Below are 23576 nucleotides of genomic sequence, written 5' to 3'. Positions count from 1 at the left end.
CGGTCTTAGCGGTAGGCGAGTTCCTGCGAAAGGATGGAATGCGCCATCGCCCGCCCGCTGTCGAACCCGTCCTCCGCCCTGCGGCCGAGCGTCCAGTCGCCCCCAACAAGAAGGTCCTGATGCGAAGACATCAGATAGGGCCTGCCAAGAGGCTGATCCGCGAACGCAAAGCGCCAGCGATGGGCTGACAGGTAGATCACGCCCGGAAGCTCCATTCCGCAGGTCTCGGCAAAGGCTTCCAGGATCTGGGGCGCCATAAGCTCAGGGTCGACATTGATCGTCGCTTCCGCAAATTCGGGTTTCATATGAATGACCCAGGCGTTGCGGTCATCTGTCCGGCCCGGCTTGCCGCCCATGCGGTCGGCGCGCAGCACGGGCCCGTTCTCGGACATATCCGGACAGTCGACCGGGGTTTCGAACTCGACCATGCAGGTCCAGACCGGCTGCATCCTGACCGCAGACACCTCGTAGGCGAGCGAGGGATCGACCGAACGGACAAGATCGGCCGCCTGCGGGGCCGGAATGGTCACGATAACATGATCGTAATGCGCGAATTCCCGACCATCTCTGCGTCTCAGAACCCAGCCTGGCGACTCGCGTTTCAGACCGGCGATCTCAGTCGCCTGCCGGATGGTGACCGCTTCGCCCAGAGGGTCGAAGATCGACCGCATTCCCGGCTTGCCGAAGAGGCGTCCGTGCGCGTCGCCGACAGCGCCCAAAGTGTTGAGAAATCTTCGAAAATCCTCACCCCGCGCATCAATTTCCGGCGCACCATGGTCGAAAAAGCCCCGCGGTGTGCGCCGCGTGGAGATACGTCCCCCCCGCGCGCGTCCCTTCTCGAATACGCTGACATTCCATCCCGCTGAAGTCAGCTTGTCAGCAACGGTAAGCCCGGTCATCCCTGCCCCGATCACGGCGGCAGACCTTGCACGCTCCAACATTTGTTCCCATTCCTTTTTAAGGAGACGCGTGTTACCCGCGCCTTATATCTGTAAGAGTCTCCATCTTTCTGTTCCGGTTCCAGCCATTATGAAAATCCATTTCCGAGACCGCATGAGGGACCTAGTTCTGATGTCAGCCGTGGCAATATTCGCGGCGACGGAATCGCAGGCAGACTGCGCGGTTCTTCTGCACGGGCTTGCGCGCGGGCCGGGATCGATGGCGATCATGGAACAGGCCCTGCGCTCGGCGACCCTCGAGACCGTCAACATGGGCTATCCGTCAACGTCACTGCCCTTCGAGCAGCTGGTGGGCGTGGCGCTGAACGATGCGGTGGCGGCCTGCGGCGACGAGCGCACACATTTCGTCACGCATTCCATGGGCGGTATCCTTCTCCGCGCATGGCTGGAAGACAATCGCCCCGCCGTAATGGGCCGCGTCGTCATGCTGGGGCCGCCCAATAACGGCTCGGAACTGGTCGATATCTTCGGGGACCTCGGTCCGTTCCGCTGGCTAAACGGGCCGGCGGGTCTCGCACTTGGGACGGGGGAGAACAGCGCGCCGAACCGACTGGGCCTGCCGCCGGTCGAAGTGGGCGTGATCGCGGGAAACCAGTCGCTGAACCCGGTCTATTCCTACCTGATCGACGGGCCGGATGACGGAAAGGTCTCGGTCGCCTCGACAAGGCTTCCGGGACTGACCGACCACATTGTTCTGCCAGTCACGCACACATTCATGATGAACGACCCGATGGTGATCCGCCAAACGCTTCTGTTCCTGAGGGACGGCGCGTTCCAGCCGGACCTGACCTACGGCGACCTCGTGCGGGAGCTTCTGGAGTAGCGCCTCTCGCGCCGATACAGCCGTGGACGGTGGTGCCCCCAAGAGGGCATAAATAATCTATATCTTGCTGGCTCAGCATGTACCGCACCTTGTGAAAACAAACGATAAATTTGCAAGAAGCGGTTTCATTGCGCTCCGCCCTGCCCCATAGCACCCCACATTTAGCAGGGGACTGTCTGGGGGATTATGACCGGCACACTTCATCGCATACAGCCAACGCAACTTAAGGCAGCCGCCTTGGGCAGCAAACTTGCCGATGGCGGTGGTCTCTATTTCTATAAGCGGAAAGTCGATGCCGGCATCTGGGTTCTTCGCTACACGCTTTACCGACGCCGCCATGAAATGGGTCTCGGCAGCTATCCGGATGTCTCGCTGAAAGAAGCGCGGGATGAAGCGTAGAAATGGCGAGCCGTGGTTCGGCAGGGCAAGGACGCTATCAAAGAGCGTGAGCGCCAGCGCCAAGAGGCCGAGCGCAACATGCATATCCTTCAGGATATTGCGCTCGATGCTTTCGAAAGCCGCAAGGCCGAGTTGAAAGGTGACGGCAAGGCCGGCCGCTGGTTCACGCCGCTCGAACTCCACGTCCTCCCCAAGCTTGGACGGATGCCCGTCTCAGAAATTGATCAGCGTGATATCCGAGACACCCTCGCCCCGATCTGGCACACGAAGGCGGATACCGCGCGAAAGGCCATGAACCGGCTGGCGATCTGTCTTCGACACGCGGCGGCACTCGGTCTCGACGTCGACCTTCAAGCCACGGACAAGGCAAAGGCGCTTCTCGGAAAACAGCGTCATACAGCGCAGCACATTCCAGCCATGAAATGGCAGGACGTTCCTGCGTTCTATCGAAACCTCGGCGGGTCAGTGACTGAACTGGCGCTTAAACTTCTTATCCTGACCGCGGTACGCTCGTATCCGCTCAGGCACATTCACGAGGACCAAATCGATGGTGACATCTGGACTATCCCCTCCGCTCACATGAAAGGCCGTGTCGGCGCAACGTCTGACCTCCGCGTGCCGCTATCGACAGAAGCGCAGGCTGTGATCGAAGAAGCCCGAAAGTTCTCCCGCGATGGATTTCTCTTTCCTGGGACCATCAAAGGCGTGATCTCTGACATGACCATGTCAAATTACATGAAGCGGATGGGACTGGAGGCGCGACCACATGGTTTCCGTTCATCGTTTCGGGACTGGTGCGCCGAGGCGACGGACACGCCACGCGAGATTGCAGAGACCGCGCTCGGTCACGTCAGCGGTGGGTCGGTGGAGCGGGCGTATCGTCGAACTGACTACTTGGACCAGCGGCGAGATATTGCCCGGGTCTGGAGCGAATTCGTTATTCGCCGTCAGTCCTCCTGAACCTAAGATAGAACCAAATGAACCGAAGCAGCACCGAGAGCGAAGACCTATTGTCGGTAATCCATCGGCACCTTCCGTCGCTCTCGAAGCGTGGGGACGCCGAAGGAATTGCATACGAAATGTCTCTCGCATCAACATCGACGGGCGGATATTTCGGTGTGACACGGATTTCCACAATATTGAGGATGCGAAAAGAAAAGCATGGCAATTCGCGCGTAGCCTGCAAAGTCTGACTCGATCAACGCGCCGAACTCTTAGTTTAACTGGAGATTTCGATATTGAAGAGCTGGAGGACAAGCTCGATCGGTTTCAAAAAGGCCTTTCCAAATATCCTTCTTACTACCGCCGCCCGTCTACCAAAGCCGACATGCGTGTGGCGGATATAGCTGCCAAGGCCAGGTGGTGGTGGGCATGGGAGAACTGGCTTTCATCTGGAAAGGAATTAACGCTTGAAGCTTGGCCGGTCTTGGAAACTCACCTTAGGGACTTCGCTCCGCGATCGCAGAACCACTATCGGCCAGGGCCATTTGGAAGATTCTTGGAGGAAATTTTCGAGGCTCTGGGAGTTGAGGCGACAGACGGCGGTCCAGTCTCTGCAGCGACGGCGCTCGATACATTGTCGAATGTGTCGCGTCAGGAGTTGGGGAAAGATTAGTTAGCATCTCCTGATCATCGCCGGTCAAGTTCGGATAGCAAAGTGCAACATGGCAATGCACGGAGCGAAAATGCGTTATCTTAACTTCCACGACCTTCAATCCAAACTCGGCAATCGCAGCCGCAGTTCGATCTATCGCGACCTAGACTGCGGTCGCCTTCCCCGCCCGATCAAGATTGGATCGAGGCTCTATTGGCCCGAAGCCGACATCGACGCGGCCATCGCCGCCCTGGCGGAATGACAACCACCCCCGGCTTCGGGAACCCGAGGCGCTGGGGGTGGATGAAGTTCTTTGGCGAGAACACCGTTACTCTACCTCCGGCGCCTCTCAAGTTCAACGAGAGGCACAACATGAGCAGCCATTCTAAAATCCTTAATCCCGAAATTTCTCTACAGGAAACGAGCGACGACTATTCCCGCGTCGCTGCTCGTCTCTGCGATCGTCATCGGGTCGTCGTCTGCCATGACGACTGTCAATGGATCGCACAACGCCGCAAGAGAGGTAGCGCCGAGCGGCCGTGGCGCAGCGTCGGGTACTTCCGGACCCGCGACGCCCTGATCCAGGCCTGCGCCAGCTTGTGTGGCCGAATTGACCCCAATGCGATGGCCATCCTCGCTGCGCTTCCGGCTCATTTTGGAGGGGCTGCGTGATGAGAAAGAAGCACCCTCTTTTTGCGACGTCGGAAAACTGCAACGTCAATGACGAAATTCCCCTACCCTCAGCACATGCCACTTTCACGGAGTTACAGACACGGCGGCTGGTCCGTCGGCACGGTCTCTCTTCGCGGCGCGCGCGTCTCCTCGCCCCTTTTGCTTTCGGAGATCGCGATGAGACGTGAATACGCATATCTAGCGCACTGCGACGCGCGGTGGACGCTTTCACCATGGCGCGGGAGCTGCCGCGGAATTAGTCACGATCGTCGCCGCCTTGGGATGAGAAATGGCCAACAAACAGCCTCGTTGCTCTTTCCGGCAATAACCTCTCACGGGAGGCACTGATGGCCGGCGAAGGTGGCGAGCACTGGACCAAGATGATCCGGCAGAACATGGAATATCCAGCGTGGCGGGCGCTGTCCCCCTACGCCCAGGCGCTCTACCCTTGGATCAAGCTGGAATGGAAAGGACCGAGCAATAACAACAACGGTCGTATTCAGATGAGTGTACGCCAGGCCGCCCATCTTCTTGGCTGCAGCACCAAGACGGGCGCAAAGGCTCTGATCGAGCTGCAACAGAAAGGATGGATCGTCGTCACACAGGTCGCTGTCCTGGGCGTCAAAGGTAAAGCACGGGCGCATTCCTATGAACTCACCGAGATCGCCCTTCCAAAGGGGCTTGGTGATGTCTCTGCCGCCAAGGGCAATCCCGTTCCGCGCAATCTCTTTCGGGACTGGAGACCGGGCGACGACTTCCCAGTCGCCGAGGTGCGCACGAACAATCCATGCCGCAAGAATGGAATTTAGAATCCCGTCATACGAGATACCACGTCACGTCATCCCTCGTAGCACGTGCGCTTGCGGCACGTGGTATCTCCTACCACAGCACGTGCTACCAGGGGGGACGAACAACGCCATTTTGCCCTTCTCCACGTCATCCCTCGTAGCACACCCTTACCTACCAGGGGCATGGGGATGAAGGAGGTGAATGTCCGGCCATCTCGGCATCACGGTCATCCGACCAAAAGCGTCAGATGTCCGCTCTGAGCCCGAAGCGGTCATCCACCGGACCAGCAAACGTCCATGCAAAAGCAGGTCCAAGGCCAGGATGATGGAAGGCAAGTACTGCCCGCAATGCTCGGAACCCAACAGCCGACCCCATTCTGTCGTACCGCAAAATTGCGGATTTTCTTTGACCGCTCCCAAATCCAGGGGTTACCCTACGTCAATTGTTTCATTTGCATTTGCTAAAATGTTCCAGCCTGTAGCCATTCTCGCGCTGACTTCGGCGTTCTTCTATTGCGTTGCTATGGTCGCGATGAAGTCGTGGGCCGAACTGCCGAGCACTGGGCTGGCTTTGATCATAGGAGCCGCGCTACTTACGGCCGGCACTTTTGAGGTCTTTGCACTTCGACAGGAGCGGCTCGGCTTAATTTATGTCGGCATCCTTGGTGCGGAGGTAGTAATCTTGGGAACGATCTCATTTCTGCTCTTTGACGAGGCCTACACAGCCAGAGAACTCTCGGGCATGGGTCTAGTCCTGATCGGCACTGCAGTGGCTTGGACCTGAACAGGGCGTCGATGCACCCGACTGAACAGGCGTTATCGGCCTATGGTAAATGTCGCCCAATTATTCAGAGTTTCCATCAGTTCGCACAGTGGATGCTGGTCAGATGCCGGCTGTGAGCCCAATTCTGACAATTGCGGCGGGACGCTCGAATGTCGGCAATGGGGTCGGCCTTGATACCGAAACGGGCATTTCTGCAATCGTTGCGTGCAATGTTGTCCGTCGACGCATTTGATGGCCCCGCCTAGCCTTCTCTTGTCGGGGCCTAAGTACATCCCGGATCACCCTGAACTCGGCAGTAAGAACCCTCGTTGCGAGGGCCGATGCCGCTCGACCTGACGAAGGAGCCCTTATGCTGATCTACACTGAAATGGAGGCGGCAATGCGCGCCGATGATGCCGAGCGCTATGCTGCACTTCTGGCGGAGGATTTCGAGTATGTCCGCCACAAATCACAGGACACAATTAACCGCGAGGCGATGCGTGACCTGCTGCAAAAGGTTTGGCGTCCTGGCAATCGCATCATCGAGGACATGCGTTGCCTCTACGAGAACGACGACATCCTGGTTGTTCATATGACCTTGTCCTTCGCGAGCGGATCGCGCGAAGGCGCCATGGTCGTCCACCAAAAGCGCGACGGCCGGATCGTGCGGATCGAGTCCGGCGTCTCCGACCTATCCGGCGGCGCAAGCGCATCGACGATGCCGAAGCTGGTCCAAGTACCGGCGGCATCCGCCAACGGCCCGATCCCTGACGAAACCAGCACCTGAAACGAAAGGAAAGTCTCATGCCCTACGTCATTTCTCATTTCTTTCCATCTGGAACCGCCGCGCAATACGAAGCGGCCATGAAGGCGATGAACGGAGAGCTCGGCCGCATACCGGATGGTCAGATCGCCCATGTTGCTGGGCCGGTGCCCGGCGGCTTTCGGGTCATCGCGATCCAGGGCTCGAAGGAGAACTGGGATCGCTTCATGAACGAGGTTTTCGCAACCGTCATGGGGCGCGGGGTCGAAGGCAGCTTCATTGCACCGCCCACGGAACTGAAATTCGAGGCGACACACTTCTACCGCTGAAGCCTGACGCCTAAGATATCAGCTCTTACGCCCGACCAGGGTTGCGCGCCGCTCGATATGGAAAGCGACCAGAAGATCGAGCACGGCGCGTAGTCGCGCCGAACCGCGCATTGATTGGTGATAGACGATGTTCATGTCGGTGACGTCGATCGGCTCTTCGAATAGCCTGACCAGCCGATCATCCGCGTCTCCGGCAATGCAATAGAGGACCCCGATCCCCGAACCGCTGGCGATCCTGTGCTGGGCCATGTCGATGTTGTCCACGCGAATGCCTGGCTTGCCCGGCCTTGCAAACTGCTCGATCCATGCGAAGGGCGGCATGTGCAGGAACGCTTCAGCGTATCGAACGAGAGCGTGCGCAGCGATATCCTCCGGTGTCGACGGACGACCCTGTGCCTCGATGTAGGACTCCGCTGCGAAGACACCCGATCCAAGTCCGAAGGAATGCGCGACGGCGAGATCCATGTCGGCCTGTCGGACCGCCCGGATCGATATGTCGGCTTCGCCTTTCGCAAGATTGACTGGCGCACGGCCGGACAGAAGCTCGACACCGATGCCCGGATGCTCCGAGGCCACTGCCCCGGGAAAGTCTTCGAGATAGCGGACGGCGACGGGGGGACAGGCAATGCGCACGACACCCTCCAGCGAGCCACGCGCATCGCGTATTTCCGCGCGGGCCCGGTCCGCAACCGCCTCCATGGCTTCAGCGGCTGCAAAGGCCGATTTCCCCTCTCTGGTAAGAGAAAACGCGCGGGCCTCTCTCACGACGAGGACGGCCCGGAACGCTGTCTCGGCTGCCGCCAGCCTGCGGCTGACGGTAGAAGGATCGACTTTGAGCAAATGCGCCGCCCCTGCGACGGAGCCGGCCCGGCCAAGCGCAAGGATAACGCGAAAATCATTCCAGTCCGGCTCAGCAGGCACTATGCATCAACCCATACATCAGGGACATGAGTTCCCCAACTTGTGTGCCATGATTGGCGTTGAGACGTCGAGTGTCTTCGCCGCAAAGGCAGCGCTTGCTCCACTAGCGGCCAAAACAGCCATTCATCCGAAACGGGCGAGCGACAGCTTCGTCCGCAGGGCGGTCATCTGACGAAATGGATCAGGTGTCCGCTGTGAGCCCGAAGGGCATTGGCACGGCGCAATTTCAGCGGCGCAAGCCGATGTCTCTGAGGAAACGCTCATTGACGCGGCGAAGGTCGACATCGGAGCCGGGGCGCGGTCCGAAGAGAGACTTCACGAGCGCCAGCGGAAGGCGCAGGATGCGTGCTAGGGGCGACTTCAGTTTGCCGGACTGCAGCGGTGCTGAAAGATCGGTCATGTCTGGTATCCTTCTGAATATCTTGCCGGAATGGCCTGTTTGTGCAGCCAGACTGGCAGCCAGAAGGGTGAATGTCCTGAAACGGCCCGAACCGTTCCGAAAACTTCCTAAAGAGCCGGAAGCGCCGACAGATTCTTTATTGGCGTCTATAGGTTGGGGGCAGGCACACGCTGCGATCGCCCGACACCGAGGGACCGGGTCGCGCGGTTATGCCGTAGCGGCGGCCGCACGCGCATCAAGGTCGCGAATGAGGCGCTGAAAGCGAGGAAGCTCGCGCAGGGCGTCGAGGTCGTTATCCTGTGCGATCCAGACAGAGAAGGTGACGGCATCGACCCGCGGCAGGCAGTCTTCGAGCATATCGAGTGCGGTCTCCGTTTCACCGAGCAGCGCCATCGCGCAAGCGATGTTGTAGTCGATGCTTGGGTCATCTGGATCAACGGCCTTGACCCGCAGGGACCATTGCTTTGCGCGTTCGGCTTCGCCCAGTTTCGCAAGCGCACTGACACCGGTGATCAGTGCGTAGGAATCTGATGAGTTCTCCGCAAGCACGCGTTCCGCTCGCATGAGCGTCCGGCGGGCTGTGTCCAGCACCTTCTCATGCTGGCCTGTTGCCTTGTAGCACATGGCGACATGGGAGGAGGCCGCCAAATCTGCTTCCGAAAGTTCGGTTGCGCGTTCCCAGTGCAAAATGGCTTCTTCGTGCCGTCCGGTCTGGAAACACGTTCGCCCAAAGAGAAAGCGCACATCGTAGGAATCCGGATCGAGTTGGAGCGAGCGTTCGTGAAGCTCGAAAGCCTCGTCGAAGCGACCAAGACCGGCGAGCACGAAAGCCTTGGCAGCTAGGGCCTCGGATAAATCCGGATTGAGAGCAAGGGCGCGTTCCGCCGCTTGCAGGCCGTGCTCAGCCGAAGCTGAAAGCCCGAAAAGCCCGGTCTGGCTAATGGCCAGAAGCGCCCATGCCAGATCGTACTCGGGGTCGATTTCAAGCGCCTGCTGCGCGAGGCGGCCGGCAATCTCAAAATTGCGCCTGTCCAGACGCGTGTGGTGGTAGCGCGCCTGGAGATAGAGTTCATAGGCTTCGAGATTGTCGGTCGGTCGCGACTGGATTGCCACGCGCTCTTCCGGAACAAGTCTTACCTTGAGCGCGGTGACGATGGCTTCGGTGATGCGATCCTGAAGATCGAAGATGTCGGCCAGATCGCGATCGAAGCGCTCCGCCCAGATCGGACGCCCCGTCGAGCCATCTACAAGCTGAGCATTTATTCGAATCCTATTGCCGGATTTGCGTACGCTGCCCTCGACCACATGGGTCAGGTTCATGGTCTGGGCTATTTGCGCAACGTCGACGGCGCGCCGCTTGAAGGTGAAGGCCGTGTTGCGGGCGACGACGGACAGGGCCGCTACCTTGGAGAGATCGGTGATGATATCCTCGGTGATCCCGTCAGCAAAATACTCCTGATCGGGATCATTCGAACTGTTGGTGAAGGGGAGTACAAGAACGTCGGTGAACGCGGTTTCGCGATTGTCGGTGTCAGTGGCAGGGACAGCCGTGTTCTCCTTTTCAGTGAGCACGAACTGGTAGCCCCGGCCAGGTATCGTTGCCAGCGCCTTGGGTCCGAGTACCTTTCGCAGGGCCGAGACCTGAACGGTCAGGTTGCTTTCCTCAACCGCGATGTCCGGCCAGACGGCGTCGAGTATCTCTGCCTTGGTCAGGACGCGATGTCGGTTCTCGACCATGAAGCACAGCATGTCGAAAGCCCTGGCGCCCAAAGGCAATTCGATCCCATCGCGGGTCAACTTGCGCTCGTCCGGCGCCAGGATGAATTCGCCGAAGCGGAAGGATGACACCGAACTCTGTCCGATCTGGCTTTCGATCACCTAAGGTTTCATTTTGGCAGCGGAGAAAAGAACGTACCAGAAAATACTGACAAGACCCGAAGGCCCTATGCCTTTTCAATAAAGGGTTCATCCGTGACAGCAGTGATTTCCGTCCGCACGGAGCAGCGAATGCCGGCTATCCGACGTGGGAGATTTTGGCGGCATCTGCAGTAAGTCGAATGCTGCCTTCAATCATTGGGGCTGCAATGGCAGCTCCGTCCGCTGAGCGGACATTGAGTCAAATCTTCCGGAGGTCCGCTTTCTGCGTAAGCGGCCCTTCGCGTCCGGAACTCTGTATCGACAGACACCAATGACCGGTTACACCAAGAGCGGTCACTCAGTCGAATCCGGCCAACGACCGCTCCGCGGACCAATGCGCCATTCGGCGTAGTTACACTCGGAGACCTTCCGCACTGCTGCGGTATTGACCGTCGTGCGCCGCGACGCCAGCCGCATGTGCTTCAGCGTGTATCCATTCCGAAAACTCGCGCACCATAGGATCATCTGTCCGAGATCTTGGATAAGCTACGGAATACATCACAAAGGGCATGGTGATCGCATCAAACAGTCGCACAAGAATGCCACTTTCCAATGTCGCCCTCACGACGGCGTCATATGCCAGGGCAACTCCCTGTCCTTGTTCAGCTGCGGTAGTGGCAAGCTCGCAGTTCGGAAATGTAGGTCCACATGGAAAGATCGGGGGCTCGACACCAGCAGAAGCGAACCATTCGCCCCACGCATCCATCGTCTCATCGTGCATCAGGGTTGCCCGGCATAAATCTTCGGGCTTGTGAAGTCCCAACTTGCCAACGGTCGCAGGGCTCGCCACGGGATATCGTGCGGATTGCATCAGCGGTTCGGTTATCACGCCCTGAACGGGTTCGTCCGCCCACTGGATGACCACGTCAGCATTGTTCGACGCGAAGTCGGTTGATGGTGCACCGTTCGAAACCGAAATTCGAACCTTGTCGCCAAATGAGAGCCGATCGAGCCGAGGTACAAGCCAACGCGCGGCAAAACCTGGCGTACAATGAACCCGGAAAGGCCTTCGCCCAGCATCCTTGACTGACCTCGTCGTCTCATCGAATGCGTCAAGAAGCGTGGTGAGCTTCGCGGAATATGCTCGGCCAGTCAGCGTAAGCTCGATCCGGTTTCCAACTCGGCGAAAGAGCGCTGTATCCAGATAATCCTCAAGGGCGCGAATCTGATGGCTGACCGCTGACGCTGTAAGGTGGAGCTCGTTGGCAGCTTCCTTGATACTGCCGACACGAGCCGCGGCTTCAAATGCACGGACAGCGGCAAAGGGGGGAAGCTTTCGGGTCAAACCTAGGAATTCCAAGCCAGCAAGCTCAAACTCATGGCTTAAGTATTACATTGAAAACAGGCTCTTTCAAATATCCAATGACAAAGCCGCAAGAGCCCCCCGTGTATCTTTAGGGGCAGTTTGCTCGACTTGTACAATTGCATCCGATCGTCGGCAAATCTTTCGCAAAAGAATGATGCCGGACCAAAACATGGCCCGGCGCCCGAATTGCAATGGTGCAGCAGCAAGTGCTCTCCTGCTCAGCTGGCGGGCTTGATGTCGCACACCAGGGCAGATGCCGGTTCGTCTCCGCGATTGTAGAACCAGTGAACTGTATCGGCATCTTCGATGAAGGTCTCTCCAGCCTTATGTACCGTTTCGCCGGTTTCGCGACCTTCTGTCCAAGCTCCCGTTTCCATATAGACCACGCCCGGCACCTTTGCGGCGCTATGGTGTGCAATTTGTCCACCGGGCTCGATCGTAATCCTTCTTAGGAGAAGAATATGGCCATCAAGCCCCACTTGACGTGCCATCGAATCTGAAGAAACGACGCCCAGCTGCTCTACGGCGAGGCCTTTGTGTTCGGTCGGAAATTCTCCATCGGCGAAAGCGGTGCCGCTGCTTGCAACGATTGCGCTGAGGACCGCTGCCGCGGTCTTTTTCCTGGAAGTACTTGCGAAGCGGATCATTGAGGACTCCTTAAGCAGAATTATCCGGTAACACGATGACCTTCACCTGCCATCGGCCGCAGGAACAAATGTTCGTTTTTCAGCTGTGCATGAAAAAAATTCAGCTTGGGAGCGAACGTGGGCAAGTCCTAGCAACAGCGTCCGCTCTGGGCTCACAGCAGACATCTGAGTCAATTTGTCAGATGTCCGCTCAGCGGACAGACCGGTCATTGTTTCATGTCGTTCGCAACTAGCGAACGTCAGCCTTCCAATTTCGATGTAGCTTCGTCAGACTTTCTGCATGCCTGCAGATAGGTCCTTGCTCCGTCAGCTTGCAGCGCGAGCCGTTGGCCATTTCCTGGCTTTGACTGCCCGATTGATCACCGCGGTTCGGGCGGAGTGGCGTGGGATTGAGCCCGTTGCAAAGCAACGCATCTACTTTGCCAATCACGTCAGCAACGCCGACATGCCAATGATCTGGACGGTTTTGCCAAGCTCGATGAGGCGCAACACCCGACCGGTCGCTGCGGCAGATTACTGGCTGAAGAACAGGTTGCGCGCCTTTGTCGGCCCGGAAGTCTTCAACTGCGTTTTGATAGACCGTCGCCCGGAAACCCGCACCAACGACCCACTGAAAAAGATAATTGAGGCGCTCGATGAAGGCTCTTCCCTTATCATCTTTCCCGAAGGCAACCGGAACACGACGGACGAGCCGTTGCTGCCGTTCCGGGCGGGCCTCTACAACATCGGTCGCCAAAGGCCCGATATTGATCTCGTCCCCACGTGGCTCGCAAACCTCAACAAGATCATGCCCAAAGGCGAAGTCATCCCGCTGCCGCTTATTTGCACCGTGACCTTCGGAAGTCCCATTCACGTCGAGGAGGGTGAAGACAAGGAAGCATTCCTGAAACGTGCCGCGGAAGCTCTCGTCGCGCTTGCCCCCAAGGATCGGCGGTCCGAGAAATGACGGAACAGACAACGCTCGACGTCATCCTTCTGATGCTCGCGATCTTCGGTCTGCTCGCGCTTCTGACAATCGTCGCAGAACTTATCCGCATCCGTCTGCCGCTCGGTCAGACCGATCCGGTGATCGAGGCGTTCCTGATGCGTATTCATACGTGGTGGGGACTCGCGATCATCCTTTCGATTGCCATCCTCAGCGGCGCTTTCATGGTCACATTGCTTTTCGCATTTGTAAGTTTTGCCGCACTCCGGGAGTTTCTGACTTTCACGGCCAAACGACGTGCAGATCACCTTTCGCTGGTCCTTGGCTTTTTCGTCATTCTGCCGCTGCAATATCTCTTTGTCTGGCTGGACTGGATGGGTTTGTTCACCGTTTTTATTCCTGTCTACGTTTTTCTTCTGCTCCCGATCCTGAGCGCTGTCAGAGGTGATCCCGATCAGTTTCTCGTGCGCGTCGCAGAGACCCAATGGGGACTGATGATCTGTGTCTACTGCCTCAGCCATGTCCCGGCCCTTCTGACCTACGAGGTGCCGGATGGCGCAGATCGGTCCCTCCTTCTCATCATCTTCTTCGCGATGGTGGTCCAACTGGCTGACTTCGTCGAATACTACGCAGGTCGCAGCTTCGGTCGCCGGAAGATTGCGCCGGCCATCTCTCCGAAGACAGTCATCGGTGTGGTGGCAGGCGTCGCGGCTTCGGCACTTATCGGAGCACTTCTGAGTTGGATTACCCCGTTTGGAATTCTCGGAGCGGCGGCCATGGCGGCACTTGCCTCCGTGACCGGCATCCTCGGAAGCATCGTCTTCGCGGCCATCAAACGCGACAGGGGCGTCAAGGACTGGTCACATCTCATCCCGGGTCATGGCGGTTTTCTTGATCAACTGGATAGCGTGATCTTTGCGGCGCCCGTTTTCTATCACGCGACGCATCTCGGTTGGGGCTAGCGTCTGCATCCTTCAAGCATGGATGTCCGCGTTGGGCTCGGAGCAGACATCTGACCGTTTCACTCAGATGACCGGTCCAAAGCGCTGAGCAGTCATTCACCCGTGCCGTGAACGCGCCGAAGCACCTCGTCCACCGCTTCTTCAGGGAGCCCAAGCTCTTTCGCCGACTCTCTCAGCATCCAGGCGCCCGATGGCAGCTTGGCGACCTCTTGGCGATCCGCCCAGATGTCCCGCGCCCATGTGGTTTTGTCTTCCGGCAGCAGGTCTTCAAGACTTCTTTTCCGTCCACGTCGATCCGGCACAACCCTTACCTCAGGCCAGTTTCTGATATAGAACAATACATGAACATTTGCACGCCATGGGTCCGGGGCAAGGCAAGATGAGCAAGGTGAAGAAAAAGACTGCGGATGGAGCCCCGAGCAGAACAGCTCCGAAGCTCGAGCGAACAGGTGAGAACCATCTCACGATCCACGAAGCCGACGCGAACCAACTGCGGAATCTGTTCGGCCTGAAGACCAGCGAAGCTGCAGAGGTCTTCATGAAGGTCGGTTTGGCTGCCTTTGGCCGCGGCGGGCTCGACTTCGTTGAACTCGTTCCTGCCCTGGCGGTGGAGATGGAGCCTCGGGATGCGGTCGAGGCGATGCTGATCAACCAGATGTCAGCGACGCACTTTGCCATCTCGTCGATGTCGTCGAGGTTCTTTGCCGCAGAAAGCCCTGAACTTAGGGAAACCTACGAACGCTCCCTCACACGCCTGAACAGAACCTTCCTCGCGCAAGTCGATGGACTGAAGAAGTATCGCGCCAAGGCCCAACAGACGGTTCGCGTCGAGCGGGTCGAGGTCAAGGATGGCGGTCAGGCGGTCGTGGGCGACGTCAGCTACAGACGGGGGGATGATGACGAAAAATGGCGATACCCCCATGAACCCTGTCCTGAGGCTGCAAAACGCCCGCAGATGTGCAGCGACGGCCAAGTCCACAGGCGAGAGGTGCAAGTGCCCAGCGGTACGCGGATGGTGCGTGTGTCGCATGCATGGTGCACGAGGTGGTCATAAGGCAGGACCGAGCCATCCGAGGTGGGTACACGGGGGCAGATCACAGGAAGCGGACTTGGCTCGGACTCTGGCGAGGCTGCTCAGCTCTCGCGCCTGATGCGATGGCGATCGCCGGTGATCCTGAGCCGAAAACTTTTCTCCGGCCGTTTATGGTAAGACGGCATCCCACGCCGGTCCCATGGAATACGGCCCAAGAGATTGGACCGCCCCTTCCCCGCCCAAAACCAAGCAGGGGGACTATATAGGGGACTGAAAAATATTTATATTATCTAAGTAATTGTTATAATTTATATTTAATGAATATATTGGTGCCCCCAGAGAGACTCGAACTCCCGACCCTCTGATTACAAATCAGATGCTCTACCAGCTGAGCTATAGGGGCGCTGGCGTCTCGTACGCATTTGTGGATGCGTTTGCAAGAACGCGTGTGTCACCGCGCGCGGCTTGCGCGCGCCACGAGCGCCACGGCGACAAGGCTCACGCCGATGATCAGGATGGCCGAGGGCGCGGCGTCGGCGATTTTCTCAAGGCTCGCCTGCTCATGGGCGCGGGTGGCCAGCGTGTTGAAGTTGAACGGGCGCAGAAGCAGCGTCGCTGGCAGCTCCTTCACGCAATCCACGAAGACGAGTAGCAGCGCCGTCGCCACCGAGCCCCGTATCAGCGGCAGATAGACCCGTCCAAGCGTCCCTGTGGGTGTCTGGCCGAGCGTGCGCGCGGCCATGGGCAGGCTGGGGGATATCCGGTCCATCGCCGCATCGGCCGCCCCCTGCCCGATGGCGAAGAATCGAACGGCATAGGCATAGACCAGCACCGCCGCGCCCCCCGTCAGCATCAGCCCCGGATCCCAGCCGGTGACGGCGAGGATCGCATCTGCGACCGCGTTGTCGAAGGCGGCAAGCGGGATAAGCAGGCCAACCGCCAGCACGGCGCCGGGCGCCGCGTAGCCGATTGTCGTCACGGGCAATAGCAGCCGTGGCAGGCGACGACCTGACAGGCGCACACCATAGACCATGAAGAGCGCTGCCATGACCGTCAGCGCAGCCGCTGCGCCGCCCACGAGGACGGTGTTCCAGAGAGCATCGGCCAGCCCCGGCGCGAGCCAGCGGTCTGGACGGGTCAGTGCGTGGTGGCCAAGGACCGCCACGGGCAGGACGAAGCCGCCCAGAAAAGGCACAAGGCAGAGAAGCGTCGCCCCCCAGCCTCGCCCGCCCTTGAGGTCGACTCTTTCCAGCCGGCGGCTCTGCCGCGACAGGCGGTGAAACCGCACCTTGCGTCGGCTGATCTTCTCGAGCGCCACGAGGGCGAGGATCATGGCGAGTATGACGGTCGCGATCTGGGCCGCGCCCCCGGCGTTCCGCGCCTCCAGCCAGACCGCGAAGATGCCGGTCGTCAGGGTCTGCACGCCGAAGAAGTCGACGGTGCCGTAGTCGTTCACCGTTTCCATCATCACGATGGCGGCGCCTGCCGCCACGGCTGGCCGCGCCAAGGGCAGACCGACACGGAAGAAACGGCCCATGCCACCCGCTCCGAGCGCGCGCGCCACCTCATGCGCGCAGCCCGACTGCTCGCGGAACCCGACCCGCGCCAGAAGGTAGACGTAAGGATAAAGCGACGCCGTCAGAACGAAGATCGCCCCGCCCCGCGACCGGATCTCCGGGAAGGCGTAATCCTGGGCCGATTGCCAGCCCATTGCCTCGCGAAGCGCCGTCTGAACCGGCCCCGCATAGTCCAGGAAATCGACCAGCGCATAGGCCCCCAGATAGCCCGGAACGGCGAGCGGCAGCAAAAGCGCCCATTCCAGCCAGCGCACGCCCGGAAAACGGTACATGACCACGAACCATGCTGTCACCGTGCCGATCACTGCCGACAGAATTCCGACCGACAGCATGACGACCAAGGTGTTCGACAGATAGCGCGGCAGAGTCGTGGACATCAGGTGCGGCCAGATGTTCTCGACCGGATTGGCCGCGATCCAGAGGACCGACAGGATCGGCATCAGCACAAGCGCCGCAATGGCGCCAGCGCCCAGCGACCATGGCTCTGGCCGGGGCACGGATATGCCGGGAAGTTGAGTCTTTTCGTCGGTCATCATCCATCGCCCTAGCGCGAAACGCCTTTCCCTGTCCAGCGCCCAACGCTAGGCTCAGGCCGGGGCAAGGCAGAGAACGAAACCGGCGCTTATGCAGATCCTTTTCCATCTCGGCGCGCATTGCACCGACGACGGGCTTCTGATCCGCTCGATCCTGCGGAACCGCGCGCGTCTGGCCGAGGAAGGGATCGTCGTGCCGGGACCGGGGCGATACCGCGAGTTGATCGGCGATGTCTCGACAAAGCTGAGGGGCGCCCCCGCCAGCGCCGAGACCGAAACCCTGCTGATCGAAACCATCCGGGACGACGAAAGTGCCGACCGGATCGTGCTGTCGAGTGAAAATTTCCTGTGCCGGGACAAGGTGGCGTTGGGGCCTGACGGGCTTTACCCCAAAGCAGACAAGGCGGCATGGCTTCGCGCCTGTTTCCCGAGCCACGAGGTCGGCTTTGCCCTTGCGGTCCGAAACCCCGCCACCTTCATCCCGGATCTCGTCGCGCGCCATGCCGAGACGCCCGAGGCGCGCGGGGCGGCCCTTGCCGGCGTCGCACTCGAACAGCTTCTCTGGTCGGATGTCGTCGCGCGGATTGCCGGCGCGGTGCCGGGCGCACCGATCACCGTCTGGTGCCACGAAGATACACCGTTCCTCTGGTCGGAAATCATGCGGGACCTGACACAGCATGATCCGTTCACGGCGCTCGATGGCGCGCTCGACATGGCCGAGCGGATCATCACGCCGGACGGGCTGAGCCGCCTGTCGGAGTTCCTCTCTACCCGCGCCGACCTGACCGAGAACCGCCGCCGCACCGCCATCGCCGCCTTTCTCGAAGCGCATGCGGTTAGTGAGGCGGTCGAGACAGTCATCGACATTCCCGGCTGGACGGAAGAGACCGTCGCGGACCTGACCGAACTTTACGAGATGGATGTCGCCCGGATCAGGACGATACCGGGCGTGACATTTCTGGAAGCGTGACCGCGCGCGGCCTCACATGCCAAGAGCGGATTTGTACATGTCGAGCACCGCTTCCTCTTCCGCGATGTCGTCGGGCTCGCGTTTGCGCAGCGCGATCACCTTGCGCATGACCTTGGTGTCATAGCCGCGCCCCTTGGCTTCGGCCATCACTTCCTTCTGCTGGTCCGCGATGTCTTTCTTCTCGGCTTCGAGGCGTTCGAAACGCTCGATGAACTGGCGGAGTTCGTCCGCGGTGACACGGTAGCTCTGATCGGTGACGCTGTCGTCCATGGGGTCCTCATGCCTGTTGCAGCCGGTGGGAGACAGACCGATACCGGCGCGGCTGCCGGGCTGCAAGTGCTTGCTCGCGGGACGGATGCCGGTTAGGTGCGATGCGCCAAGAGCACGGGAAGGAACGGGCGATGGAAGCACTGATCTGGATAGGCGCGGGACTGACGCTTGTGGGCCTTCTGGGCCTGATCTGGTGCATCGTGATCGCCGCGAAAGCGCGCCGCGAGGGGCTCGATGACGAGGCGATGAAGGCGCGGCTCCAGAAGGTCGTGGCGCTAAACCTCGGGGCGCTGGCGATATCGGCACTTGGGCTGATGACCGTGGTGCTGGGCGTTTTCCTGAGCTGACGTATCAGCCGTCGAGGTCGGAAAAGCCCTTACCGGCCCGGATCAGGTCGTCGAAGATGGGCGACGGCTTCGGCACGCGACGCTCGCGTTCCGAAAGGCGCGCCAGCACGTCACGAATACGCTCCAGTCCGATCAGGTCGGCGGCGAACATGACCCCGCCGGTGCGGCGCGCAAAGCCAAGCCCGTGGACCGCGACCATGTCGATATCGGACGGCCTGAGCGCGGTGCCTTCCATCAGCATCCGCGCCCCCGCCCCCGCCATGGCGGCCACGCAGGCGAGGCGCACCTCGCCATCTGACGGCTTGCGAGGCTTGATCCCGCGTTCGGCCCGCATGGTCTGGATCAGCTGCGCGACAAGCGGGTCTTCGACCCCGGGCGCGCCCCGGCGGGCATAGCTGTAGAAGCCGCGCCCCACCTTGCGGCCTGTCCGGCCATTGGCGGCGAGACGGCTGTCGACCTCGCCGGCAGACCGATCCTTGAGCGCACGCTCCAGCCCCTGCGCGTCGCGCCATGCGAACGAGCCATAGGGCAGCCCCCAGTCGCGCAGCGCGGCATCCACCTGCGCAATGGAGGCGCCGTCGAGGACGGCGGCGTCTGCGGCGGCATGAAGCGCGTCGGTCACCTGCGCGCCGATGCCCTTTCCGCCCGCGCCCGTCTCGACGATCAGCCGCCCGATCTTGCGGGCGAAGGCGCGCGCGGTTTCCCGCGCTTTTGGCGATGTCTCCTTGAGAACGCTCAGCTCGACGATCCGGTTCTTCAGAAGACCCGGATACATTTTGAAACCTACCACATCGGCGGGCCGCCCGGTAGATTGCGCGATCCGCGCAAGGTCCACATGGTCGCTGCCCGTGGCGAAGATCGCCCCCGCCTTGAGCACGGCGTCGATCTCGGCCACCCGCTCGCGGGCGATGGATGGGCCCGGGTCGATCACGATATCCACGTTGCCCAGCGTCCGGTATCCGCAGACGGCGTTCATCCGGTCGAGCGTGGCTTCCACCGCGTCTTCGGTCATCCGGCCTGCCGCGACACGGGCGTCGTAATGCTCGATCACGCGGGTGACGCCTGCTTCCAGCGCCTCGTCCGTGCGTTCGGCCACCGAGACCTTGAACCCGGCATCAAGCGCGGCGACAGCGACCTCGTTGCCAAGACCCCGCGCCGCAAGAACCGCCGCGCTGTTCAGAGGCCGCGACGGTACGCGCCCGGTCTCGGCCGTCCGCGCCTGCAAGCGGCGCTCGGCTGCGAAAACATGGCGGAGCGAACGGGAATGCTCGGAATGGACGAGATCTTCGAAGGCCGCGCTTTCAAGGCCGCGGCCGATCTCGTAGGGCAGGAGCAGAGCCGCTTCGACGCATTCGATCAGCCTGAGCGGTGCATCGAGCCCGCTCCGCGCCGCGACGGCCTTGTGTTGTGACACCGCTTCCAGGAACGGTCCGCCCTCTCCCAGACGGTCGCGCCGCGTAGAGTTGCGGGGCAGTTCCGAGACACTGGCGATCACCTCGTCGGCGAAGGCCACGGCGGCCTCCAGGATGTCCGTATCGACAACGCGGTCCGCGAGGCCCAGCTTCCCGGCCGATACGCCATTCACCGCGCGTCCGCTCAGCAGGATCTTCAATGCCGCCACGCCGCCCACCACCTTCGGCAGACGCTGCGTGCCGCCGGCATTCGGGACAAGACCGATGGTGATTTCCGGGGCACCCAGCCGTGCCGAGGGGCTGACCACCCGGTAATGTGCCGCCAGCGCCAGTTCGAGCCCGTTGCCGAGCGCCGCGCCCGAGATTGCGGCAATGCACGGTATTTTCAGCGCCTCGATCCGGTCGCAGACCGCAGCCAGGTCCGGATCGTCGCCAAGCTCGTCCCCGGTCTCAAGGCTGGTACCCACTGCGAAGACGCCCATCGCCCCGGTCAGGACGATGGCCCGCACATCATCATCGGCGGCTAACTGATTGATTGTCAGAAGAATATCGCGCCTGAGCTCGCGTGTCAGCGCGCCCGTCGGGGCGGTCAAAAGCCTGAGGACAGCGACATGGCCACGCCGCTCGACCTCGACCTCTGCCGCCGGTGCGATCCTGTCTTCTCGGCCCATGCTGTTTTCTACGCCATGGCTGGCGAAAAACAAGCGCGGTTCCGCCGGAAGGCGCTTTCCTGCCTCAGATGGGGACGTTGTCCCACATGTCTTCGACATCCTCCTCGGCCCTATCGGCCTGCAAGGAGCGCGCACAGACAGGCGCAACCGCGATCACATCGGGCGCCGACATCTTGTGCCGCAGAAGCGTCTTCACGTCTTCGACAGTGCCGGGGTCGGCGAGGAGACGGTCTATCAGGTGGTCGACATCGTCCCTGTCGCCATAAGTGGCTGGCAGATCCTTCATGGGGTCCTCCCGTTTCGGTCCCTCGCCCGAATTTTTGCAATTCGTGTTCGTCGTTGAATGTTCGACCATCGTAACACGGACGTGACCCGAATTGGACCGAAGCGGACCATATTCCCGGGGGAAAGCTGTGGATATGTGCGTTTTTTCGGCGTTCGCCCGCTTATTCGGCGCGCAATGCAGGGTTGCAGAACTGCTCATAGAGCACTTGCAACAGTGGGACGACCCGAGGGTCCGCCAGCGAATAACGAACGATTCGACCGTCGCGCACCGCTTTGACCAACCCCTCGCCCCTCAGACGCGCCAATTGCTGCGAGACATATGCCTGTCCCAGATCGAGAGCGTTCTCAAGCTCTCCCACGCTGCGCTCGCCGTCCACCAACTGGCAAAGGAGAAGCAATCTTGACGGGTTCGACAACGCCCTCAGACAGCCCGCCGCTTCATCGGCAGAAGCCGCCATCGCGTCGTGCATCTCCTGCCTCGTTTCCTGGCTTTGTATATTCATGACCAACTATATATATCGATATTGAAATATGATCTCGGAATGCTATGTATACACCACATTAAAGGAGGTTGGAATGACACCGTTCGTCAAGGCATTCTTCGACGAGGCGACCAACACGATTTCATATGTTGTCAAGGATCCCACGGGCACCGCCTGCGCCATTATCGACAGCGTTCTGGACTTCGACTACGCCTCGGGTCGCACCGACACTCGGTCGGCCGACGCCATCATTGAATATATTGGTAAGGAAGGCCTGAATACGGCCTGGATCCTGGAAACCCACGTCCATGCGGATCACCTGTCCGCCGCCCCCTATCTGCAGGAAAAACTCGGCGGCAAGATCGGCATCGGTTCCAATATCACCGTCGTGCAGGACACTTTCGGCAAGATCTTCAACGAAGGCACGGCCTTTCAGCGTGACGGCTCGCAGTTCGACGCGCTGTTCGAGGAAGGCGACAGCTTTCATATCGGCCAGCTTCGGGGTGACGTGATGCACACGCCGGGCCACACGCCCGCCTGCATGACCTACGTCATCGGGGATGCCGCCTTTGTCGGTGATACGCTTTTCATGCCCGATTTCGGCACGGCGCGCTGCGACTTTCCCGGCGGCTCGGCCGACACGATGTACGACAGCGTGCAGCGCATTCTCGCCCTGCCCGACGAGACGCGAATCTTCGTCGGCCACGACTACAAGGCGCCGGGGCGCGACGTTTATGCGTGGGAAAGCACCGTGGGCGAGCAGAAGGCCAGGAACGTCCATGTAGGCGGCGGCAAGGCCCGCGAGGAATTCGTGGAGATGCGCCAGACCCGCGACGCGACGCTGGGGATGCCCAAGCTCATCGTGCCATCGCTTCAGGTCAACATGCGCGGCGGGAACATGCCCGAGCCCGACGACAAGGGCGACGTCTTCCTCAAAGTGCCGATCAACAAACTCTAAGGACGAAAACCAATGCCAACGGAATGGATCATGGGGTTCGCGGGCGGGATCATCATCGGCCTCGCCGCCGCGTTCTACCTTCTGGTGAACGGTCGCATCATGGGCGCCTCCGGCATCCTTGGCGGGGTCGTGGACGGCTCGGCGCGGGACACGCTGCGTGAGCGGATCGGCTTCATCGCCGGGCTTGTCATCGTGCCGGGTGCTCTGGCGATCGCCATGGGCGGGGCCGACACGCATGTGAACAACAACCTGATCGTGGTGGCGGCAGCCGGGCTGCTCGTGGGGATCGGGACCCGGATCGCCAATGGCTGCACCTCGGGGCACGGGGTGTGCGGCATCTCGCGGTTCAGCCTTCGGGGCATCGTGGCCACCATCTTCTACATCGGCGCGGGCGGCCTGACCGTCGTTCTCTTCCGCCACATTCTGGGAGTCGTCTGATGCGTCCCGTCTTTTCCTTCATCGCCGGTGGCCTTTTCGGGGCCGGTCTTCTGATCTCAGGCATGACCGACACGACCAAGGTGATCGGCTGGCTCGACATTTTCGGGGCGTGGGACCCGACGCTCGCTTTCGTGATGGGCGGCGCGATCCTGCCAATGGCAATCGCCTGGCGTATCGCGGCTGCGCGCCGTGCTCCCGCCTTGGGCGGCAGCTTCCCTCCCCCGCCGGAACCCCGGCTGGGACGGCGTCTTGTCGTCGGCTCGACGCTGTTCGGTATGGGCTGGGGTCTGGCCGGGCTCTGCCCGGGGCCGGCCATGGCCTCGATCACCTGGGGCGGCACGGGCGGACTTGTCTTTCTCGCCACGATGGTGCTGGGTATGTGGGTCGCGCCGCCCTTGAAGGCGCGGCTTCAGGAGCAGCCCGCGTGAGGAT

General features: G+C 60.6%; 29 protein-coding genes and 1 tRNA gene. 17 read left to right on the top strand and 13 right to left on the bottom strand.

What is annotated here, in order from left to right:
• Positions 1–5: 5 nt before the first annotated feature.
• Positions 6–941: an NAD(P)/FAD-dependent oxidoreductase gene (locus GQ651_RS02930; RefSeq protein WP_160762712.1), complete on the bottom strand. Its 936-nt coding sequence runs from the start codon at positions 939–941 to the stop codon at positions 6–8.
• Positions 942–1053: 112 nt separating this feature from the next.
• On the opposite strand from GQ651_RS02930, the gene GQ651_RS02925 reads away from it, so the two are divergent.
• The 9 genes from GQ651_RS02925 to GQ651_RS02890 all read left to right on the top strand — a co-directional run bounded on the left by GQ651_RS02925 (position 1054) and on the right by GQ651_RS02890 (position 7090).
• Positions 1054–1782 carry an esterase/lipase family protein gene (locus GQ651_RS02925; RefSeq protein WP_160762711.1) on the top strand — a complete coding sequence of 243 codons (729 nt, stop codon included), beginning with the start codon at positions 1054–1056 and terminating at the stop codon, positions 1780–1782.
• Between the two features lie 186 nt (positions 1783–1968).
• The gene (locus GQ651_RS19010) at positions 1969–2181 is read left to right on the top strand and encodes an Arm DNA-binding domain-containing protein (RefSeq protein WP_319637300.1); all 213 of its coding nucleotides are present in this window, start codon (positions 1969–1971) and stop codon (positions 2179–2181) included.
• 12 nt (positions 2182–2193) lie between these two features.
• Positions 2194–3141 carry a tyrosine-type recombinase/integrase gene (locus tag GQ651_RS02920; RefSeq protein WP_319637299.1) on the top strand — a complete coding sequence of 316 codons (948 nt, stop codon included), beginning with the start codon at positions 2194–2196 and terminating at the stop codon, positions 3139–3141.
• 725 nt (positions 3142–3866) lie between these two features.
• Positions 3867–4037, top strand: coding sequence for a helix-turn-helix transcriptional regulator (locus tag GQ651_RS02915; RefSeq protein ID WP_160762710.1), 171 nt, complete (start codon positions 3867–3869; stop codon positions 4035–4037).
• A 110-nt stretch (positions 4038–4147) separates the two neighbouring features.
• Positions 4148–4447: a hypothetical protein gene (locus GQ651_RS02910; RefSeq protein ID WP_160762709.1), complete on the top strand. Its 300-nt coding sequence runs from the start codon at positions 4148–4150 to the stop codon at positions 4445–4447.
• Between the two features lie 347 nt (positions 4448–4794).
• A complete protein-coding gene (locus tag GQ651_RS02905) occupies positions 4795–5256 on the top strand; it encodes a helix-turn-helix domain-containing protein (RefSeq protein ID WP_160762708.1) in 462 nt (153 codons plus the stop codon).
• Positions 5257–5437: 181 nt separating this feature from the next.
• Entirely contained in the window at positions 5438–6019 is a 582-nt protein-coding gene (locus GQ651_RS18615) for a hypothetical protein (RefSeq protein ID WP_227257940.1), read from the top strand.
• A 349-nt stretch (positions 6020–6368) separates the two neighbouring features.
• Positions 6369–6785 (top strand): nuclear transport factor 2 family protein, encoded by a 417-nt coding sequence (locus GQ651_RS02895; RefSeq protein WP_160762707.1) that lies wholly within the window; start codon positions 6369–6371, stop codon positions 6783–6785.
• Between the two features lie 17 nt (positions 6786–6802).
• Positions 6803–7090, top strand: coding sequence for a hypothetical protein (locus tag GQ651_RS02890; RefSeq protein WP_160762706.1), 288 nt, complete (start codon positions 6803–6805; stop codon positions 7088–7090).
• An 18-nt stretch (positions 7091–7108) separates the two neighbouring features.
• Here the strand turns inward: GQ651_RS02890 and GQ651_RS02885 are convergent, their stop codons facing one another.
• The 5 genes from GQ651_RS02885 to GQ651_RS02865 all read right to left on the bottom strand — a co-directional run bounded on the left by GQ651_RS02885 (position 7109) and on the right by GQ651_RS02865 (position 12281).
• A complete protein-coding gene (locus tag GQ651_RS02885; protein WP_160762705.1) occupies positions 7109–8011 on the bottom strand; it encodes a LysR family transcriptional regulator in 903 nt (300 codons plus the stop codon).
• A gap of 226 nt (positions 8012–8237) precedes the next feature.
• Positions 8238–8411: a hypothetical protein gene (locus GQ651_RS02880; protein ID WP_160762704.1), complete on the bottom strand. Its 174-nt coding sequence runs from the start codon at positions 8409–8411 to the stop codon at positions 8238–8240.
• Positions 8412–8618: 207 nt separating this feature from the next.
• Positions 8619–10289 carry a winged helix-turn-helix domain-containing tetratricopeptide repeat protein gene (locus GQ651_RS02875; RefSeq protein WP_160762703.1) on the bottom strand — a complete coding sequence of 557 codons (1671 nt, stop codon included), beginning with the start codon at positions 10287–10289 and terminating at the stop codon, positions 8619–8621.
• A gap of 391 nt (positions 10290–10680) precedes the next feature.
• Positions 10681–11628 carry a LysR substrate-binding domain-containing protein gene (locus GQ651_RS02870; RefSeq protein ID WP_227257939.1) on the bottom strand — a complete coding sequence of 316 codons (948 nt, stop codon included), beginning with the start codon at positions 11626–11628 and terminating at the stop codon, positions 10681–10683.
• A 224-nt stretch (positions 11629–11852) separates the two neighbouring features.
• Positions 11853–12281, bottom strand: a complete 429-nt coding sequence (locus tag GQ651_RS02865; protein ID WP_160762702.1) for a cupin domain-containing protein — start codon at positions 12279–12281, stop codon at positions 11853–11855.
• A 280-nt stretch (positions 12282–12561) separates the two neighbouring features.
• Here GQ651_RS02865 and GQ651_RS02860 point away from each other — a divergent pair, with 280 nt between their 5' ends.
• Both GQ651_RS02860 and GQ651_RS02855 read left to right on the top strand, forming a co-directional pair.
• Positions 12562–13227, top strand: a complete 666-nt coding sequence (locus GQ651_RS02860; protein WP_160762701.1) for a lysophospholipid acyltransferase family protein — start codon at positions 12562–12564, stop codon at positions 13225–13227.
• A complete protein-coding gene (locus tag GQ651_RS02855) occupies positions 13224–14168 on the top strand; it encodes a phosphatidate cytidylyltransferase (RefSeq protein ID WP_160762700.1) in 945 nt (314 codons plus the stop codon). The genes GQ651_RS02860 and GQ651_RS02855 overlap by 4 nt, the downstream gene beginning before the upstream one ends.
• Before the next feature lie 92 nt (positions 14169–14260).
• Here the strand turns inward: GQ651_RS02855 and GQ651_RS02850 are convergent, their stop codons facing one another.
• A complete protein-coding gene (locus GQ651_RS02850; RefSeq protein WP_160762699.1) occupies positions 14261–14506 on the bottom strand; it encodes a hypothetical protein in 246 nt (81 codons plus the stop codon).
• A gap of 41 nt (positions 14507–14547) precedes the next feature.
• Here GQ651_RS02850 and GQ651_RS02845 point away from each other — a divergent pair, with 41 nt between their 5' ends.
• Positions 14548–15222 carry a hypothetical protein gene (locus GQ651_RS02845; protein ID WP_160762698.1) on the top strand — a complete coding sequence of 225 codons (675 nt, stop codon included), beginning with the start codon at positions 14548–14550 and terminating at the stop codon, positions 15220–15222.
• 306 nt (positions 15223–15528) lie between these two features.
• Here GQ651_RS02845 and GQ651_RS02840 read toward each other — a convergent pair.
• Together GQ651_RS02840 and GQ651_RS02835 are read right to left on the bottom strand one after the other, a co-directional pair.
• Positions 15529–15604 (bottom strand) — tRNA-Thr (locus GQ651_RS02840).
• A gap of 48 nt (positions 15605–15652) precedes the next feature.
• Positions 15653–17314, bottom strand: a complete 1662-nt coding sequence (locus GQ651_RS02835; protein ID WP_160762697.1) for an ABC transporter permease — start codon at positions 17312–17314, stop codon at positions 15653–15655.
• Positions 17315–17402: 88 nt separating this feature from the next.
• On the opposite strand from GQ651_RS02835, the gene GQ651_RS02830 reads away from it, so the two are divergent.
• The gene (locus GQ651_RS02830; protein WP_160762696.1) at positions 17403–18281 is read left to right on the top strand and encodes a hypothetical protein; all 879 of its coding nucleotides are present in this window, start codon (positions 17403–17405) and stop codon (positions 18279–18281) included.
• Between the two features lie 12 nt (positions 18282–18293).
• On the opposite strand, the gene GQ651_RS02825 is transcribed toward GQ651_RS02830, so the two are convergent.
• Positions 18294–18551, bottom strand: coding sequence for a DUF2312 domain-containing protein (locus GQ651_RS02825; RefSeq protein WP_160762695.1), 258 nt, complete (start codon positions 18549–18551; stop codon positions 18294–18296).
• Between the two features lie 131 nt (positions 18552–18682).
• Here GQ651_RS02825 and GQ651_RS02820 point away from each other — a divergent pair, with 131 nt between their 5' ends.
• Positions 18683–18898 carry a hypothetical protein gene (locus tag GQ651_RS02820; RefSeq protein ID WP_160762694.1) on the top strand — a complete coding sequence of 72 codons (216 nt, stop codon included), beginning with the start codon at positions 18683–18685 and terminating at the stop codon, positions 18896–18898.
• A gap of 4 nt (positions 18899–18902) precedes the next feature.
• Here the strand turns inward: GQ651_RS02820 and GQ651_RS02815 are convergent, their stop codons facing one another.
• The 3 genes from GQ651_RS02815 to GQ651_RS02805 form a co-directional block, all read right to left on the bottom strand.
• Positions 18903–20981: an enoyl-CoA hydratase-related protein gene (locus GQ651_RS02815; protein ID WP_160762693.1), complete on the bottom strand. Its 2079-nt coding sequence runs from the start codon at positions 20979–20981 to the stop codon at positions 18903–18905.
• 64 nt (positions 20982–21045) lie between these two features.
• Positions 21046–21267, bottom strand: coding sequence for a hypothetical protein (locus GQ651_RS02810; protein ID WP_160762692.1), 222 nt, complete (start codon positions 21265–21267; stop codon positions 21046–21048).
• A gap of 160 nt (positions 21268–21427) precedes the next feature.
• A complete protein-coding gene (locus GQ651_RS02805; protein ID WP_227257938.1) occupies positions 21428–21736 on the bottom strand; it encodes an ArsR/SmtB family transcription factor in 309 nt (102 codons plus the stop codon).
• 106 nt (positions 21737–21842) lie between these two features.
• Between GQ651_RS02805 and GQ651_RS02800 the strand changes: the two genes are divergently transcribed.
• The 3 genes from GQ651_RS02800 to GQ651_RS02790 are packed head-to-tail and all read left to right on the top strand — an operon-like array spanning position 21843 to position 23572.
• Positions 21843–22706 carry an MBL fold metallo-hydrolase gene (locus GQ651_RS02800; protein WP_160762690.1) on the top strand — a complete coding sequence of 288 codons (864 nt, stop codon included), beginning with the start codon at positions 21843–21845 and terminating at the stop codon, positions 22704–22706.
• 12 nt (positions 22707–22718) lie between these two features.
• Positions 22719–23144, top strand: coding sequence for a YeeE/YedE family protein (locus tag GQ651_RS02795; protein WP_160762689.1), 426 nt, complete (start codon positions 22719–22721; stop codon positions 23142–23144).
• A complete protein-coding gene (locus GQ651_RS02790) occupies positions 23144–23572 on the top strand; it encodes a DUF6691 family protein (protein WP_160762688.1) in 429 nt (142 codons plus the stop codon). Before GQ651_RS02795 ends, GQ651_RS02790 begins: the two co-directional genes overlap by 1 nt.
• Positions 23573–23576 lie beyond the last annotated feature (4 nt).

This window comes from Kangsaoukella pontilimi (assembly GCF_009830125.1).
GTDB classification, from domain to species: Bacteria; Pseudomonadota; Alphaproteobacteria; order Rhodobacterales; family Rhodobacteraceae; genus Kangsaoukella; species Kangsaoukella pontilimi.
Note: the sequence above shows the minus strand (reverse complement) of the source record. Positions and strands in the feature narration are given on the sequence as shown.

Bases quoted from the DNA above. Each gene is read 5' to 3' on its own strand.
- GQ651_RS02865 (WP_160762702.1), bottom strand. From the start codon at position 12,281: ATGATCCGCTTCGCAAGTACTTCCAGGAAAAAGACCGCGGCAGCGGTC.
- GQ651_RS02815 (WP_160762693.1), bottom strand. From the start codon at position 20,981: ATGGGCCGAGAAGACAGGATCGCACCGGCGGCAGAGGTCGAGGTCGAG.
- GQ651_RS02880 (WP_160762704.1), bottom strand. From the start codon at position 8,411: ATGACCGATCTTTCAGCACCGCTGCAGTCCGGCAAACTGAAGTCGCCC.
- GQ651_RS02890 (WP_160762706.1), top strand. From the start codon at position 6,803: ATGCCCTACGTCATTTCTCATTTCTTTCCATCTGGAACCGCCGCGCAA.
- GQ651_RS02795 (WP_160762689.1), top strand. From the start codon at position 22,719: ATGCCAACGGAATGGATCATGGGGTTCGCGGGCGGGATCATCATCGGC.
- GQ651_RS02800 (WP_160762690.1), top strand. From the start codon at position 21,843: ATGACACCGTTCGTCAAGGCATTCTTCGACGAGGCGACCAACACGATT.
- GQ651_RS18615 (WP_227257940.1), top strand. From the start codon at position 5,438: ATGTCCGGCCATCTCGGCATCACGGTCATCCGACCAAAAGCGTCAGAT.
- GQ651_RS02905 (WP_160762708.1), top strand. From the start codon at position 4,795: ATGGCCGGCGAAGGTGGCGAGCACTGGACCAAGATGATCCGGCAGAAC.
- GQ651_RS02830 (WP_160762696.1), top strand. From the start codon at position 17,403: ATGCAGATCCTTTTCCATCTCGGCGCGCATTGCACCGACGACGGGCTT.
- GQ651_RS02860 (WP_160762701.1), top strand. From the start codon at position 12,562: ATGCCTGCAGATAGGTCCTTGCTCCGTCAGCTTGCAGCGCGAGCCGTT.
- GQ651_RS02895 (WP_160762707.1), top strand. From the start codon at position 6,369: ATGCTGATCTACACTGAAATGGAGGCGGCAATGCGCGCCGATGATGCC.
- GQ651_RS02810 (WP_160762692.1), bottom strand. From the start codon at position 21,267: ATGAAGGATCTGCCAGCCACTTATGGCGACAGGGACGATGTCGACCAC.
- GQ651_RS02930 (WP_160762712.1), bottom strand. From the start codon at position 941: ATGTTGGAGCGTGCAAGGTCTGCCGCCGTGATCGGGGCAGGGATGACC.
- GQ651_RS02910 (WP_160762709.1), top strand. From the start codon at position 4,148: ATGAGCAGCCATTCTAAAATCCTTAATCCCGAAATTTCTCTACAGGAA.
- GQ651_RS02915 (WP_160762710.1), top strand. From the start codon at position 3,867: ATGCGTTATCTTAACTTCCACGACCTTCAATCCAAACTCGGCAATCGC.
- GQ651_RS02805 (WP_227257938.1), bottom strand. From the start codon at position 21,736: ATGCACGACGCGATGGCGGCTTCTGCCGATGAAGCGGCGGGCTGTCTG.
- GQ651_RS19010 (WP_319637300.1), top strand. From the start codon at position 1,969: ATGACCGGCACACTTCATCGCATACAGCCAACGCAACTTAAGGCAGCC.
- GQ651_RS02845 (WP_160762698.1), top strand. From the start codon at position 14,548: ATGAGCAAGGTGAAGAAAAAGACTGCGGATGGAGCCCCGAGCAGAACA.
- GQ651_RS02825 (WP_160762695.1), bottom strand. From the start codon at position 18,551: ATGGACGACAGCGTCACCGATCAGAGCTACCGTGTCACCGCGGACGAA.
- GQ651_RS02855 (WP_160762700.1), top strand. From the start codon at position 13,224: ATGACGGAACAGACAACGCTCGACGTCATCCTTCTGATGCTCGCGATC.
- GQ651_RS02925 (WP_160762711.1), top strand. From the start codon at position 1,054: ATGAGGGACCTAGTTCTGATGTCAGCCGTGGCAATATTCGCGGCGACG.
- GQ651_RS02820 (WP_160762694.1), top strand. From the start codon at position 18,683: ATGGAAGCACTGATCTGGATAGGCGCGGGACTGACGCTTGTGGGCCTT.
- GQ651_RS02835 (WP_160762697.1), bottom strand. From the start codon at position 17,314: ATGATGACCGACGAAAAGACTCAACTTCCCGGCATATCCGTGCCCCGG.
- GQ651_RS02790 (WP_160762688.1), top strand. From the start codon at position 23,144: ATGCGTCCCGTCTTTTCCTTCATCGCCGGTGGCCTTTTCGGGGCCGGT.